This is a genomic window from Bradyrhizobium cosmicum, from assembly GCF_007290395.2.
Lineage (GTDB): Bacteria > Pseudomonadota > Alphaproteobacteria > Rhizobiales > Xanthobacteraceae > Bradyrhizobium > Bradyrhizobium cosmicum.
In genome coordinates this window covers 733,076-747,272 of record NZ_CP041656.2, presented here as the reverse complement: position 1 = coordinate 747,272, position 14,197 = coordinate 733,076, and the positions used below count along the sequence as shown (strand labels likewise).

Sequence of the window (14,197 nt, the reverse complement as noted above, 5' to 3'; positions counted from 1 at the left end):
TCAATCGCCGCGCTGCCGCCTTTGTGGGATTCTGCGGCGCCATCGAATCAAATCCTTCCGCCCCCGCCTTCCGACGAGACCTATGGACATGGACCTCAAAGACTTCATGGAGTTCGTGCAGACCACCGCACGCAGCGTCGGGGCGGAAATCTCCTCACCGTGGTTCTACCTGCAATTCGGCCTGATGTTGGCCGCGGCCGGCATCGCCTATGCCGCGGAAGCCACCATTCGCAGCCGCGTCGACATGACCTCGCTGGCGATGCGCCTGCCGCTGCCGCTCCGGCACTTTGCCCGTGTCATGGTCGCCAGCGCGTCGACGGCGGTGTTCACCCTGCTCGTGATCGTCTCCCGCGTGGTGATGTACCATGCGACCTGGCCGAGCCGCTCCTATCTCCTGATGGTCGCGGCCAAGCTGGGCTTCGCCTGGCTCGCGATCCGGCTGGTGACCTCGGTGCTGCGCAACGCCTTCATCGTCAGGCTGGTGTCGATCACCGCCTGGTTCGTGGCGGCGCTGTCCATCCTCGGCCAGCTCGATTCGACGGTCGACCTGCTCGACTCCGTCGCGATCGTGCTCGGTGGCCTCAGGCTGACGCCGCTGCTGGTGATCAAGGCGGGCGCGCTGCTGCTGATCGCGCTCTGGCTCACCAACATCGCCAGCAATTTCGCCGAAAGCCGGATCAACGCGACCAGCGACCTGACGCCGTCGGTGCAGGTGCTGCTGGTCAAGATCATCCGCATCGGACTTCTGACCGTCGCAATCGTCATTGCGCTCGGCGCGGTCGGCATCGACCTCTCGGCGCTCGCGGTGTTCTCCGGAGCGGTCGGCGTCGGCATCGGTATCGGCCTGCAGAAGATCGTCGCCAATTTCATCTCGGGCATCATCCTCCTGGCGGACAAATCGGTGAAGCCGGGCGACCTCGTCACCATCGGAGACAACACCGGACGCATCAGCGCGATGAAGACGCGCTATATTTCCGTCGCCGCCGGCGACGGCCGCGAATTCCTGGTACCGAACGAGGATCTGGTGACGCAGAAGGTCGTCAACTGGACCTATACCGACAAGAACACGCTGGTGAAGATCGCCTTCGGCACCAATTACGACGCCGATCCCAGGCTGGTGTGCAAGCTCGCCGCCGAGACCGCAGCGGCCCATCCCCGCGCCCAGAAGGGCAAGCCGCCGAACAGCATTCTGACCGAGTTCGCGGAGGCCGGCATGAAGTTCTCGCTGACCTTCTGGATCGCCGATCCCGACGGCATGGACAACGTCAAGAGCGACGTCATGCTGGCGCTGTGGGACTCCTTCAAGCGCGAGGGCATCCGGGTTCCCTATCCGGTCCGTGAAATCCGCATCCGCGGCGGCGCCCTGCCGGTCGAAACCACCGTAGAAGTCCCTAATTAGGTCGTTTTCGGCTACCAGGCCAGTAAGCTCGGCTTGCATGCAGGCCCGCAACCATTAGATTGGGACGTGAAATCAAGCCTTTCCGCGACATCGAGATTTGAGCCCAGAAAACCGCCCCGCATGAGCTACGTCGAAGCCTCCGATACCTCCCTGCGCAAGACCGGACAGATCAAGCTGCATGGTCCGGGCGCCTTTGCCGGCATGCGCAAGGCCGGTGCGCTGGTGTCCAAGTGCCTCGACGAGCTCACCGACATCGTCGGGCCGGGCGTACCGACCGAACGTATCGACCAGTTCGTCCGCGACTTCGCCTTCGACCACGGCGCCTATCCGGCGACGCTGATGTATCGCGGCTATCGCTACTCGACCTGCACCTCGCTCAACCACGTGGTCTGCCACGGCATGCCCGGCGACCGGCCGCTGAAGGAAGGCGACATCGTCAACATCGACGTCACCTTCATCGTCGACGGCTGGTATGGCGATTCCAGCCGGATGTACGCGGTCGGCCCGATCGCCCGCAGGGCCGAGCGCCTCATCGAGGTGACGTATGAAGCCATGATGCGCGGCATCGCCGCGGTGAAGCCCGGCGCCACCACCGGCGACATCGGCCACGCCATCCAGAGCTTCGTCGAACCGCAGGGCATGAGCGTGGTGCGCGATTTCTGCGGCCACGGCCTCGGGCGCATGTTCCACGACGAGCCGAACATCATCCATATCGGCCGGCCCGGCGAGGGCGTCCAGCTCAAGCCCGGCATGTTCTTCACCATCGAGCCGATGATCAATCTCGGCAAGCCGCATGTGAAGATCCTCTCGGACGGCTGGACCGCCGTCACCCGGGACCGTTCGCTGTCTGCGCAGTTCGAGCACTCGGTCGGCGTCACCGCGACGGGCGTCGAGATCTTCACGCTGTCGGAGCGGCACGGCGAGAAGCAGATCGGCTGATTGCCACCGGGGTCAACGGCCCGACGTGAACCGGATTTGCCGCCGCAATTGACGGTTGCAAAAACGGGGCTCCTTGGCAATGCTGGCGGCCGATGCCCGCCAAGCCTGACAACCACAAGAGCAAGCCTGAAGACACGCCGCACTATCACGGCCATCGCGAACGGCTGCGCGAGCGATTTTACAGCGCCGGGGCGGATGCGCTCAGCGACTACGAGCTGCTGGAGATGGCGTTGTTTCCGGCGCTGCCGCGGCGCGATACCAAGCCGCTGGCGAAGACGCTAATCAAGATTTTTGGGTCGTTCGCCGAAGTCGTGCACGCGCCGGTCGCGCGCCTGCGCGAGGTCGAGGGCGTCGGCGAGGCCGCGGTCAACCAGCTCAAGCTGATCGCGGCCGCCGCAAGCCGCGTGACCAAGGGCGAGGTCAACAGCCGCAACGCGCTGTCGTCCTGGAACGAGGTGATCGACTATTGCCGCTCGAGCATGGCGTTTGCCGACAAGGAGCAATTCCGCCTGCTGTTCCTCGACAAGCGCAACCAGCTGATCGCCGACGAGGTGCAGCAAACCGGCACCGTCGACCACACCCCGGTCTATCCGCGCGAGGTGATCAAGCGCGCGCTCGAGCTATCGGCCACCGCGCTGATCCTGGTGCATAACCACCCCTCGGGCGATCCCTCGCCCTCGCAGGCCGACATCCAGATGACGAAAGCGATCATCGACATCGCCAAGCCGCTGGGGATCGCCGTGCACGACCACATCATCGTCGGCAAGAGCGGGCACGCGAGCCTGCGCGGGATGCGGTTGATCTAGAGAACGCGGACAAGCGCCTCGGCCGATTTCGAAATCGGCCCTCCCCACCGGCGCTGTTTTCTCCCCGAGCGTGTAAGCCATTTCACATGCATCCGGCCCGCGGCCTGCCAGATTTGCCGGATCACGCTGGAGCCATGCCGCGACCAAGGCGCATGGCTCACACCTGACTTGCATGAAGAATATTTTCATCAATTTTTGCGGGAGCGGGAGATGGTTTCATTCGAGAGCTTGAAAAACGAATATGAGCGGAATTGGGCCAGTCTCGAGATCCGGCCTGCACGCCTCGCCGACGCCAATGCGGTCGCTCGCAAGGCGATCAACGGCAAGGCGACCTATCAGCAGATCGAACGGCTGACCGGCGTGCCCTGGTATTTTGCCGCCCTCTGTCACTACCGCGAGTCTAACTTCGATTTCGACACCTATCTCGGCAACGGCGAGTCGCTTCATCGCGTGACGACGATCGTTCCGAAAGGGCGCGGCCCGTTCGCCACCTTCGTGGACGGCGCCGTGGACGCCTTCCGGATCGAGAATTTCGTCGGCGCGCAGGACTGGAGCATCGGGCGGATCCTGTACCGTCTGGAGGCGTTCAACGGCTTCGGCTATCACGCCAAGGGGTGCAATTCGCCTTATCTCTACGGCGGCTCGACCCTGTACGGCCCACCCGAGGCACGGGCCGGAAAATTCGTCCGCGACCACGTGTTCGACGCGAACCATGTCGACTCTCAGCTCGGCACGGCGGTGATCCTGCACGCGATGATGGCGCTCGACTCCTCGATCGCCCTCGATAACGGCCCGCAATTTGCGAACCGCGCCGAGCCCGAGGACGATGCGGCATCGACGATCGCGCTCATGCAGCAGGCGCTCAACAAGCTCGGCGCCAATCCGCCGCTCGTGGAGGACGGCATCAGCGGACCGAAGACGAAGGCCGCGGTCTCGCAGTTTCAACAGCAGAACGGGCTGCGGGACACCGGACTTCTGGACGCGGCCACGGTCGCCGCCATCACGCGTGCGACGCAGGCCGGAGGCGCCGTGCAGAGCGGCGATCTGTCCCAGGTCCTGAAGCGCCTGGAAGACGTCGCACAATTGCTGCGGGGCGGCACGCCGCAGGCAAGCACGCCGCCAGCGACCACGTTGCCGGCGACCAACGATCCGATCAACCTGTTCGAACGGCTGTTCTCCCTCATCAACAAGACGGCGCCCATGCCCGGACCAGTCACCCCGACGACCAACCCTGCTCCCGTCGATCAGCTGAAGCAGGTCGTCGACTTGCTCAGCACCCTGCTCAACAAGGACAACAAGCCCGTGCTCGGCCAGGTCAACGGGGCGCTAGGCGAGACCATCGGCAAGCTGCTCGACGGCAAGAAGACCGCGCTCGGCATCGGCGGCTCAGTGCTCACCGCGCTCCTCTCCTCCGTCACGGCGAGCCCCAATGCTGGCGGCATCGCCGGACTGCTCGGCACGGTCGTGTCGGCGGTGCCGGGCCTCGGCCAGTTCGCGATGCCGATCTCGCTGGCGCTCACCGCCTGGGGCATGCTCGGCAAGCTGGAGAAGTGGGCGCAAGGCACCGCGCCGCCACCCAAGCCGACGACGTAGTGCGTCGGCGGTGCCTACTGACGCAGCATGATCAGGGGATCGGCGGTGTCAGGAACGCGCCGCCACTGCGCGTTGTCGTCGGCCTCGAACTGCCAGATATCGCCGGATTTTGACATCAGGATGATCTGGCCGCGCTCGAGCCGCCATTGCGTCGGGTTGAACTGCGCGATGGCCGCATCGCATCGCGGCTTGAGAAAGACCTGGAAATTGTCGGGGCCGGATTCCGTGTTGGTCAGCGTCAATCCACAGACCGGCTGGCCGTTGCCACGCACCATCGACCAGTCGCCGATCATCTGGTCCATCGACTTGGCCATCGAGCGGGCGGCGGCGAGATCCTGCAGGATGTAGACGCCCTCGCCCTGCCGCAGACCTTCGAAGATGCCGGCCTCGACCTCGGTGAAGTCGATCACGGCCTCACCGGTCGCATCCTGCAAACGAACGATGTCGAGCCCCCTGACGCTCCAGGCTACGATGTCTTTGGTGAAAGGCAGGGCGGTCTTGCAGGCCGGCTCCAGCTCGAGCTTGTAGCCCTGCCCCGCGGCGTCGGCCTTGAGGGTGACGACGCAGGTCTTGCTGCGCTCGGTGGTGGAGAGCTCCCACTGCCCGGGCATGTCCTTCTTCAAGGTCGACGTATCTTGCGCATGCGCAATGCCGATCGCGGCGACACACGCCGCGATGACCGATGCTCCGACCCGAAGAACGCGCATCAGCGGCTCTTCACCGGCGTTTCCGCAACCGGCGTCAACGGCGCCTTGCCGGAGAACCAGGCCTTGAGGTTGTCGATCACGAGCTGGTTCATCGCGTTGCGCGTCACCACCGAGGCCGAGCCGATATGCGGCAGCAGCACGACGTTCTGCATGGTCTTGAGCTCGTCCGGCACGTTCGGCTCGGCCGCGAACACGTCGAGACCAGCGGCGAGGATGGTGCCGGATTTCAGCGCCTGCACCAGCGCAGCCTCGTCGACCACGGAGCCGCGCGCGACATTGACCAGCACGCCGCGCGGGCCGAGCGCCTTGAGCACTTCGGCATTGACCATCTTGTTTGTCGAGGCGCCGCCCGGCACGATCACCATCAGCGTGTCTACCGCCTTCGCCATCTCGATCAAGTCAGGATAGTGCTTGTAGGAGACGTCCTTGGACGGATTGCGTGTGTGGTAGACAACAGGCACCAGCGAGGCATCGAGCCGGCGCGCGATGGCCTGGCCGATCCGGCCCATGCCGACGATGCCGACCTTGCGGTCGCGCAGCGAGCCTACGCTGAGCGGATAGTTCTGGGTCTGCCAGAGACCGGAACGCACATAACGGTCAGCCTTGATGAATTCGCGCAGCGTGCAGATTAGGAGGCCCATCGCGACATCGGCGACCTCCTCGGTCAGCACATCAGGCGTGTTGGTGACGATGATGTTGCGCTCGGCCGCGTATTTGACATCGACGTGGTCGTAGCCGACACCGAAGCTCGACACGAGTTCGAGCTTGGGCAATTGCGACAATGAATCCTTGTCGACGCGGGCGGTGTGATCGGTCACCGCCACGCCGCGGATCTTTTCGCGGATCGCGGGCGTCAGCCTCTCGAGGTCACCTCGCGTCTCGGCCGTGTGCACGACGAAATGATCGGAGAACCCGTTTTCGAGGATCGGCCGCGCCGGCCCATAGATCAGAAGGTCGATCTTTTCGGACGAAATCGAACCGGCAGCCATCAGTTGTCCTTTCCAAGCGCGCTTTCATGCCAGCGCCGTAAAACGAGGTGGGAAACTACCGCCAGCACCCCATAGATGACAATCCCGGCGAGCGACAACAACAGCAGCGCCGCGAACATGCGGGGTATGTTCAACCGATAGCCGGATTCGGCGATCCTGTAGGCAAGGCCGGAGCCCGCGCCGGCGGTGCCGGCCGCGATTTCGGCCACGACCGCGCCGATCAGCGACAGGCCGCCGGCAATGCGCAAGCCGCCGAGAATGTAGGGCAGCGCCGCCGGCAGCTTCAGGAACCGCAGGGTCTGCTGTGGCGAGGCGCCATAGAGCTGGAACAGCCCCGCCAGGTTGCGATCGACGGAGTTCAGCCCGAGCGTGGTGTTCGACAGCACCGGGAAAAAGGCGACGATGAAGGCGCAGACGACCACCGCGGTCTGCTGCTCCAGATAGATCAGAAGCAGCGGCGCGATCGCGATCACCGGCGTCACCTGGAGCACCACGGCGTAGGGGAACAGCGAATATTCCACCCATTTCGACTGGTTGAACAACAGCGCCAGCGCGATCCCGCCGATGCTGGCGGCGGCAAAACCTTCGAGCGTCGTCAGCAGCGTGGCGGCGAGCGATTGTGACAACACCGCCCAGTCCTTGATCAGCGTCAGGACAATGACGGAGGGCGCCGGCAGCACGTAGGGCGGAATCTCCCTGACACGGACCACGAATTCCCAGGCGAGAAGGCCGGCCGCGAACACGATGACGGGAAGCACGAAACGCGCCGCGCGCTGCGCCCCGGAGGATTTCGCGGTGACGGAGGCTTGCGCGTTCATAGCGTCGACTGCCCCGCATAGGACGGCGCCAGCGCGGCCGACACGCGGCGGCAATAGTCGGAATAGGCGGTCGAGGTGCGAAACTCCTCTCCGCGCGGCTCGACGGTCTCGATGCGGATGTCGGCCTGGATGCGGCCGGGCCGCGCCGTCATGACCACCACGCGCTGCGACAGGTAGACGGATTCGAACACAGAATGGGTGACGAAGACGACGGTCTTGCCAAGGCTGCGCCACAGCGCGAGCAAATCGTTGTTGAGGCGAAAGCGCGTGATCTCGTCGAGCGCGGCGAACGGCTCATCCATCAGAAGGATATCGGGGTCGGTGACGAGCGCACGCGCCAGCGACACCCGCATCTTCATGCCGCCGGAGAGCTCGCGCGGGAACGCTTCGGCGAAATCGGCGAGCCCGACGCTTGCCAGCGCCGCATCGGCACGCGCGAGAGCTTCGGCCTTCGGCACGCGCGCGAGCCTCAAGGGCAGCCTGACGTTTTCGCGCACGCTGGTCCAGGGCATCAGGGTCGGCTCCTGGAACACGAAGCCGATGCCATGACCTGGTTGAACACGACCTGGCTGCGCTTCGCCATCATGGCGCGACACCCGCACGATGCCGGACGACGGCGCGCCGAGCCCGGCAATCAGGCGCAGCGCTGTCGACTTGCCGCAGCCGGAGGGCCCGAGCAGCGAGATGAACTCGCCCTTGCGCACGGCGAGATCGAGCGGACCAAGCGCCATGACGCCATTGTCATAGGTCTTCGTCACGCCGCGCAGACTGACGGCCAAGGCCGTCAGGCTAGCCTCGACCCCGGACGAAGTTTTGCTCTCTACCATTGGTCGCTGATCGTGATGTGGAGGGACCGAGTCGCGCGCCACACCTCTCCCCGACGGGGAGAGGTAAGCGACGCCGCCACACCTTGATCCAGTCTCAGCATGCGTTACGGCTTGCTCGGGCGTAGCTCGACGCCGACGCCCTTGTTGACGAAGCGCAGAGTGTAGGACTTCCGGAAGTCGAGATCGGGCTTCACGACGCCGGCCTTCACCATCTTGTTGAAGAAGGAGGTGTAGCGATCGTCGCTCATCGCGCCGATGCCGTCTTTGATGCTGTCGCCGGAATCGACGATGCCGTACTCCTTCATCTTCGCAACCGAATAGGCGAGCAGCTCGTCGGTCATTTCCGGATTGAGCTTCTTGATCATGGCATTGCCGGCCGAATTGTCGCCGTAGATGTAATTGTACCAGCCGACCATGGAGGCATCGACGAAGCGCTGCACCAGATCCGGCTTCTTCTCGGCGATGTCGCGGCGGGTCTCGATCAGGGTCGAATAGGTGTTGAAGCCGGAATCGGCAAGCAGCAGCACGTTGGGCTTAAAGCCGGCGGCCTTCTCGACCGCGAAGGGCTCCGATGTGACGTAGCCCTGCATCGCGCTCTTGGGATTGGCGATGAAGGGCTGCGGGTTGAAATTGTAGGGACGGACGTTCTTCTCGCTGAAACCGTATTCCGATTTCAGCCACTGGAAGTAACTGGTCATGCCCTCCTTGGAGACGAACAGCGTCAGCGGCTTGAGGTCCTCGATCTTGGCGACCTTGGCGTCCGGCTGCGTCAGCATCACCTGCGGGTCTTTCTGGAAGATCGCGGCGATCGTCACGACAGGAACGTTGTTGGCGACCGCGTCGAACGACATCAGCGTGTTCGCAGCCATGAAGAAATCGATCTTGCCGGCGACCAGCAGCATCCGGTTGTTTTCGTTGGGGCCGCCGGGGATGATGGTGACGTCGAGCCCGTATTTCTTGTAGGTGCCGTCGGCGGCGGCCTGGAAGAAGCCGCCATGCTCGGCCTCGGCGACCCAGTTGGTGCCGAAGGTGACCTTGTCCAGCGTCTCGGCACGCGCCGGGACCGTCGAGACCAAAGCGGCCAACAAGCCCGCCGTTAACGCACGCCGCAGATGAGAGGGGCTCATGATGGCACTCCGTCGATCGCTTCTAGCCGACACCAAACCAACGCGATAGAACCGTAAGATATCAGGGGACGCGAGCCGGCCTGGCCCGCGTCCCCTGATAACCCCAAATTACGCGACAAATTCGGGCAAAGAAACCTTGATGACGCCTCCCCGCGACTGGACCGAGATTGGCTGGGCCGATGCTGCGCCCACCGAGGTTTCGCGCTGGATCGCGGTGCTGCCGCTGGCGGCGACCGAGCAGCACGGCCCGCATCTGCCTGTTACCACCGACGTGCTGATCGCGGACGCCTATCTGGCGCGCGTGCGCGAGCTTTTGCCCGCGAGCGTTCCGGCGACGTTCCTGCCCGTTGAACCCATCGGGATTTCCACCGAGCATATCGACTATCCGGGCACGCAGACGCTGCCGACCGACGTCGCGTTGAAGCGATGGACCGGGATCGGCGAGGACATCGCGCGGCGCGGAGTGAAGAAGCTCGTTATCATCACCAGCCATGGCGGCAACAGCGCGGCAATGATGCTGATCGCGCAGGATCTGCGTGCACACCAAAAGCTGTTCGTGGTCACGACCTCGTGGTCGCGGCTATCAGGCGCGGACACATTGTTCCCGGCCGATGAAGTCCGCCATGGCATTCACGGCGGCGCGGTCGAAACCTCGATCATGCTGGCGCGCTATCCCGATCAGGTGCGCAGCGACGCCGTTGCGGATTTTCCCGCAAGCAGCATCGCGCTGGAGAAGCAGTATCGCTGGCTGTCGACGCAGCGGCCGGCGCCGTTCGCCTGGCAGACGCAGGATCTCAACGCCAGCGGTGCGGTCGGCAATGCGACGCTGGCCGTGGCTGCGAAGGGCGAGCAGCTCATCGATCAGGGCGCGACGGCCTTCTGCGAGTTGCTGGCCGAGGTCGATAACTTCGACGTGAACAGGCTCGCCAAAGGCCCCCTCGGTTAGTCTGCATCTCTCTGTAACTGTTGAGGAAAGGGCCTTGCTTCGGAGCCACGTTGGCGGCTTTCGAACCGGACGCGAGGAGCCTCCGTCCAACTGGGCATGCGGACCACAACGGACCGCCTCAACCCGGATGGAGTTTCAAATGTCGATCAAGACCAGGATTGCCGCCGTCGCTCTCGCCACCCTCGCCGTCACCGGCACCATGGTGTCCACCACCTCGCAGGCTCAAGCCAAGCCGCCCGGCTGGGTCTGGGGTGTCGGCGCCGGCATCGCCACCGCCGCAGTGGTCGGCTCCGCGATCGCCGCCACCAACGACCCCTATTACGGCTACCACCGCTGCGGCTGGGTCGCCCAGTACAACGCCTTCGGCCAGTACGTTGGCCGCGTTCGCACCTGCTACTGATTCAGATACCTGAGGCCGATCTCACGTGGATCCCGCGTCCGACACGGGCGCCTCATCCACCCCGTGTCGCGCCCCCGACCCCGCCCGGCTGTCCCCCCGGGCGGGGTCATTCATTTGGGCACCGGGAATCTGTTGCAGTCCCGTCACACAGCGATGCCAACCATCTCTTGCGGCAATTCGCTCTAGTTGCTACTGCGAATTAATCGCAATAAAGTCGGTAACGAGCCTAGGGACTTGGGAAGAAATCACACCGAATCGGAATCATCTCGTCCGATCGCGTGAGCACCCGAGACTTGATGACAGGGCCGCGGCGAATCGGCAGGGATAGCGGGGCGTGGATATTCGCGTTTTGGGGGCGTGCGTTTTGACGTTGAGGGGGCTTCGACATCGGTATTTGCGAACGGCCGCGGCAATCGCCTCGGGCGTGCTGGCTTTTCCCGCCGCCGGCCGCGCGGCCGATCTGCCGCTGAAGGCGCCCGCGCTGAAAGCGGTCTATGACTGGACCGGCCTCTATATCGGCGCGCACACCGGTTTCACCCGGGGCACATCCTCCGCGACGCTGACCGATCCCACGCTCGCAACCGACAACCATGTTTTCACCGGAGCGACCGGCGGCGTCCAGGCCGGCTACAACTGGCGCCTCAATTCGGGGCTGCTGCTCGGCGTCGAAGGCGACATCTCGTTTCCGAACTATCTGCCCTCCAATCACGTCGTGTCATCGGCGGCGACCGCGCTGTCGAGCGTGGAGGAGCGCTGGGACTATGTCGCGAGCCTGCGCGCGCGCCTCGGCTACGCCACCGGCAACTGGCTGGTCTACGGCACCGGCGGCGCCGCGTTTGCCGGCGAGCGCTTCCTCGCGACGCCGACAGGCGGCAATGAAGAGAAGGTGTTGAACACGCGGTTCGGCTGGACTGCCGGCGGCGGCGTCGAATATGCCTTCGCGCCGCACTGGAGCGCGCGGCTCGAATATCTCTACAGCAAGTTCGAGAACGCCGACGTCAGCTTCCCATCGGGCGCGCAATATTCGTCGTCGATGGATTTCCATAGCCTGCGCATCGGCCTCAATCGCAAGATCGACTGGCCGGGAATACCGACCTACAATCCGAAGTCGGACGTCACGGACACCGAGTCGAGCCGCTGGGAGATCCACGGCCAGTCGACCGTGCTGGGACAAGGCTACCCGGCGTTCCGCGCGCCCTATACCGGGCCGAACAGCCTGCTCCCGTCGCCGGATTTCCAGCAGACCTGGAGCAACTCGCTCTACCTGAATGCGCGGCTATGGGATGGCGGCGAGGTCTATTTCAATCCCGAGCTTCTGCAGGGATTTGGCTTCAACAACACGACGGGCGCCGCGGGCTTTCCCAACGGCGAAGCGCAGAAATCCGGCTTCCCCTATCCGCACTTCAACGCCTCGCGGCTGTTCGTGCGCCAGACGTTTGGCTTCGGCGGCGAGCAGGAAGAGCTTGCCAGCGGGCAGCTTCAGCTCGCCAGCAAGGTCGATGTCTCGCGCCTGACCTTGCAGGTCGGAAAGTTCTCCGTGGTCGACGTGTTCGACGGCAATTCCTACGCGCATGACCCGCGAAAGGATTTCATGAACTGGTCGATCTGGGCCTCCGGCGCGTTCGACTATGCGGCCGACAAGCTCGGCCTCGGCTATGGCGCGACGGCCGAATTGAACCAGAAGCAATGGGCGCTGCGCGCCGGCTACTTCCTGATCGGCGCGGAGTCCAACTCCAGCAATTTCGACACGAATGTCGGCCGGCGCGGCGAATATGTGATGGAGCTCGAGACGCGCTATTCGCTGTTCGGCCTGCCCGGCAAGCTGCGCACGCTCGGCTTCGTCAACAGCGCCTTTGCGGGCAGTTATCGCGAGACGTTGGATAACCCCGCGTTTGGCGTGAACATCACCCAGACCCGCCGCGGCCGTCTCAAATACGGCTACGCGTTTAACCTCGAACAGGCCGTCACCGACGACATCGGCGTGTTCGGCCGCTGGAGCTGGAACGACGGCCGCAACGAGATCATGGCCTTCACCGACATCGACCGCAGCCTGTCCGGCGGCGTCTCGGTGAAGGGTGCGAAATGGGGCCGGCCCGACGACATCGTCGCCATCGCCGGCGCCATCAACGGCCTCTCGCGGGACCATCGCGACTTCATTGCCGCCGGCGGACTCGGGCCGTTGATCGGCGACGGCCAGCTCAACTACCGGCAGGAACGCGTGCTGGAGACCTACTACGCCTACGCGCTGAACAAGGCGCTGACCTTCACCGCCGACTACCAGCTCATCGTCAATCCCGCCTACAACGCCGACCGCGGACCGGTCTCGGTGTTCTCGGGGCGGCTGCACGGCGAATTCTGATCGCAGCCCGCCGTCGGTCGATCCCGAGGGCGGTTCGCGTTCGCGTCACCAGGCTAGCAGGTCTTCTGCTGCAGATGCTGGATGCATGTGCACGTCGCCGCTGCCGGGTACTTCACGTCATAATACGGGAAGCTCGACGTGGCCGGGCTGTTCGTCGAGCAGCGCGGGAACAGATAATAGCTGTCGGTCAGCTTGATGGTGCCGCTGACCGCGAAGCCGAGATTGGGCGTGTAGTCATAGGACACCTCGCTCAGAATGAGCGAGATATTCGCATTGCTCGGATTTTTCGAGTCCGGCGCCGTATATGACGACAATGTCATCTGCTGACCGATGGCTCGCGCTCCCGACGAGCTGGTCGACTTGCTCCATTGAACCGTCGCCTTGCCGGAGCTGTCGGTCGAGACCTCGGAAACCGTGATGGTTATCAGGGAGGCGCCGCCACTCGTGACGGCGTACGGGGCCATGATGGCCGACGAAGCCGCAAGAATGCTGTCCATCTGGCTCGACGTGACCTGCGTGTTTTGCGACACCATGTCGGCGACACTGCGCGCGGTTGCCGTGACCTTGACGTTCATGGACAATCCGTTGCCGAGCTCGACGCCGCCGACGTAGAGCAACAGCAAGAACGGACTGATGATGGCGAACTCCGTCGCGGCAACGCCCCTGGCATCGGTCCACAGGTGCCGCGCGCGAGACCTCATGCGGGCGATCATGACAAGCTCCTTCTAAGAACCCGGTTCATTCTGGAAAGCGGCCGACGACATGATGAGCCGGTTGCCGTTCGAAAGATTTGAGAGATTGAAACCAAGCGGCCCCAGGACGACCGGCCATACGTACATCACGCGGAGAACGACGATGTCGCCGGCATTTCCGGGATTGTACTGCCAGACATTCGAGACGGCGCCCTTGCTGTCGAACGTCAATGTGGGTGTGGCCGTGTTCGCCGAAGACCACGCATTGGCGACCTGCATGTCGACCATCAGGCCACTGCAGGTGAAGAATATCACGACCTGATCGCAGACCTTCTGCTTGAACACGGCCTGCGTCATCTGCTGGGCCTGCACCTGCCCGGTCAGAACCAGGCGAGCCGATTGGCGCGTCACTGTTTCGAGCGTCTGCTGGGCAAAGAAGACGAGAAACGTCTGAATGACCGCGATCATGAGAGCAAGGAACGGCGCGCCAACGAGGGCGAATTCGACAGCCGTGGCTCCTTTGTCATCGCCAACAAAGGCGGCGCAGCAATTGCGGCGCCTCTTCTTCGTTGCGACGTCCGGCGGGGTCATGGCG

General features: G+C 64.0%; 14 protein-coding genes. 7 read left to right on the top strand and 7 right to left on the bottom strand.

What is annotated here, in order from left to right; genetic code table 11:
* Nucleotides 1-82: 82 nt before the first annotated feature.
* From FNV92_RS03495 to FNV92_RS03480, 4 genes are all read left to right on the top strand, one after another.
* A complete protein-coding gene (locus tag FNV92_RS03495) occupies nucleotides 83-1,399 on the top strand; it encodes a mechanosensitive ion channel family protein (protein WP_143842212.1) in 1,317 nt (438 codons plus the stop codon).
* A gap of 120 nt (nucleotides 1,400-1,519) precedes the next feature.
* Nucleotides 1,520-2,338, top strand: a complete 819-nt coding sequence (map, locus tag FNV92_RS03490; RefSeq protein ID WP_143842214.1) for a type I methionyl aminopeptidase — start codon at nucleotides 1,520-1,522, stop codon at nucleotides 2,336-2,338.
* 92 nt (nucleotides 2,339-2,430) lie between these two features.
* Nucleotides 2,431-3,144: a RadC family protein gene (gene radC / locus FNV92_RS03485; protein WP_143842215.1), complete on the top strand. Its 714-nt coding sequence runs from the start codon at nucleotides 2,431-2,433 to the stop codon at nucleotides 3,142-3,144.
* A gap of 210 nt (nucleotides 3,145-3,354) precedes the next feature.
* Nucleotides 3,355-4,737 (top strand): peptidoglycan-binding protein, encoded by a 1,383-nt coding sequence (locus FNV92_RS03480; RefSeq protein ID WP_143842217.1) that lies wholly within the window; start codon nucleotides 3,355-3,357, stop codon nucleotides 4,735-4,737.
* A gap of 14 nt (nucleotides 4,738-4,751) precedes the next feature.
* On the opposite strand, the gene FNV92_RS03475 is transcribed toward FNV92_RS03480, so the two are convergent.
* The 5 genes from FNV92_RS03475 to FNV92_RS03455 all read right to left on the bottom strand — a co-directional run bounded on the left by FNV92_RS03475 (nucleotide 4,752) and on the right by FNV92_RS03455 (nucleotide 9,205).
* Entirely contained in the window at nucleotides 4,752-5,444 is a 693-nt protein-coding gene (locus tag FNV92_RS03475; RefSeq protein WP_143842219.1) for an AprI/Inh family metalloprotease inhibitor, read from the bottom strand.
* Entirely contained in the window at nucleotides 5,444-6,433 is a 990-nt protein-coding gene (locus FNV92_RS03470; protein ID WP_143842221.1) for a 2-hydroxyacid dehydrogenase, read from the bottom strand. Before FNV92_RS03470 ends, FNV92_RS03475 begins: the two co-directional genes overlap by 1 nt.
* A complete protein-coding gene (locus FNV92_RS03465) occupies nucleotides 6,433-7,251 on the bottom strand; it encodes an ABC transporter permease (protein ID WP_143842223.1) in 819 nt (272 codons plus the stop codon). The genes FNV92_RS03470 and FNV92_RS03465 overlap by 1 nt, the downstream gene beginning before the upstream one ends.
* A complete protein-coding gene (locus tag FNV92_RS03460) occupies nucleotides 7,248-8,078 on the bottom strand; it encodes an ABC transporter ATP-binding protein (protein ID WP_143842225.1) in 831 nt (276 codons plus the stop codon). The genes FNV92_RS03465 and FNV92_RS03460 overlap by 4 nt, the downstream gene beginning before the upstream one ends.
* 104 nt (nucleotides 8,079-8,182) lie before the next feature.
* Nucleotides 8,183-9,205 carry an ABC transporter substrate-binding protein gene (locus FNV92_RS03455; RefSeq protein ID WP_143842226.1) on the bottom strand — a complete coding sequence of 341 codons (1,023 nt, stop codon included), beginning with the start codon at nucleotides 9,203-9,205 and terminating at the stop codon, nucleotides 8,183-8,185.
* 139 nt (nucleotides 9,206-9,344) lie between these two features.
* Here FNV92_RS03455 and FNV92_RS03450 point away from each other — a divergent pair, with 139 nt between their 5' ends.
* The 3 genes from FNV92_RS03450 to FNV92_RS03440 all read left to right on the top strand — a co-directional run bounded on the left by FNV92_RS03450 (nucleotide 9,345) and on the right by FNV92_RS03440 (nucleotide 12,910).
* Complete coding sequence (locus FNV92_RS03450; RefSeq protein WP_143842228.1) at nucleotides 9,345-10,151, top strand: creatininase family protein; 807 nt, start codon at nucleotides 9,345-9,347, stop codon at nucleotides 10,149-10,151.
* Nucleotides 10,152-10,290: 139 nt separating this feature from the next.
* Nucleotides 10,291-10,551 carry a hypothetical protein gene (locus FNV92_RS03445; protein ID WP_014439352.1) on the top strand — a complete coding sequence of 87 codons (261 nt, stop codon included), beginning with the start codon at nucleotides 10,291-10,293 and terminating at the stop codon, nucleotides 10,549-10,551.
* 394 nt (nucleotides 10,552-10,945) lie between these two features.
* Complete coding sequence (locus FNV92_RS03440; protein WP_168213373.1) at nucleotides 10,946-12,910, top strand: carbohydrate porin; 1,965 nt, start codon at nucleotides 10,946-10,948, stop codon at nucleotides 12,908-12,910.
* Between the two features lie 53 nt (nucleotides 12,911-12,963).
* On the opposite strand, the gene FNV92_RS03435 is transcribed toward FNV92_RS03440, so the two are convergent.
* Together FNV92_RS03435 and FNV92_RS03430 are read right to left on the bottom strand one after the other, a co-directional pair.
* Nucleotides 12,964-13,623: a TadE/TadG family type IV pilus assembly protein gene (locus FNV92_RS03435; protein WP_014439350.1), complete on the bottom strand. Its 660-nt coding sequence runs from the start codon at nucleotides 13,621-13,623 to the stop codon at nucleotides 12,964-12,966.
* Between the two features lie 12 nt (nucleotides 13,624-13,635).
* Nucleotides 13,636-14,193: a TadE/TadG family type IV pilus assembly protein gene (locus FNV92_RS03430; RefSeq protein WP_041748008.1), complete on the bottom strand. Its 558-nt coding sequence runs from the start codon at nucleotides 14,191-14,193 to the stop codon at nucleotides 13,636-13,638.
* Nucleotides 14,194-14,197 lie beyond the last annotated feature (4 nt).

Bases quoted from the DNA above. Each gene is read 5' to 3' on its own strand.
- FNV92_RS03470 (WP_143842221.1), bottom strand. From the start codon at position 6,433: ATGGCTGCCGGTTCGATTTCGTCCGAAAAGATCGACCTTCTGATCTAT.
- FNV92_RS03435 (WP_014439350.1), bottom strand. From the start codon at position 13,623: ATGATCGCCCGCATGAGGTCTCGCGCGCGGCACCTGTGGACCGATGCC.
- map (WP_143842214.1), top strand. From the start codon at position 1,520: ATGAGCTACGTCGAAGCCTCCGATACCTCCCTGCGCAAGACCGGACAG.
- radC (WP_143842215.1), top strand. From the start codon at position 2,431: ATGCCCGCCAAGCCTGACAACCACAAGAGCAAGCCTGAAGACACGCCG.
- FNV92_RS03475 (WP_143842219.1), bottom strand. From the start codon at position 5,444: ATGCGCGTTCTTCGGGTCGGAGCATCGGTCATCGCGGCGTGTGTCGCC.
- FNV92_RS03450 (WP_143842228.1), top strand. From the start codon at position 9,345: ATGACGCCTCCCCGCGACTGGACCGAGATTGGCTGGGCCGATGCTGCG.
- FNV92_RS03455 (WP_143842226.1), bottom strand. From the start codon at position 9,205: ATGAGCCCCTCTCATCTGCGGCGTGCGTTAACGGCGGGCTTGTTGGCC.
- FNV92_RS03460 (WP_143842225.1), bottom strand. From the start codon at position 8,078: ATGGTAGAGAGCAAAACTTCGTCCGGGGTCGAGGCTAGCCTGACGGCC.
- FNV92_RS03480 (WP_143842217.1), top strand. From the start codon at position 3,355: ATGGTTTCATTCGAGAGCTTGAAAAACGAATATGAGCGGAATTGGGCC.
- FNV92_RS03465 (WP_143842223.1), bottom strand. From the start codon at position 7,251: ATGAACGCGCAAGCCTCCGTCACCGCGAAATCCTCCGGGGCGCAGCGC.
- FNV92_RS03430 (WP_041748008.1), bottom strand. From the start codon at position 14,193: ATGACCCCGCCGGACGTCGCAACGAAGAAGAGGCGCCGCAATTGCTGC.
- FNV92_RS03445 (WP_014439352.1), top strand. From the start codon at position 10,291: ATGTCGATCAAGACCAGGATTGCCGCCGTCGCTCTCGCCACCCTCGCC.
- FNV92_RS03495 (WP_143842212.1), top strand. From the start codon at position 83: ATGGACATGGACCTCAAAGACTTCATGGAGTTCGTGCAGACCACCGCA.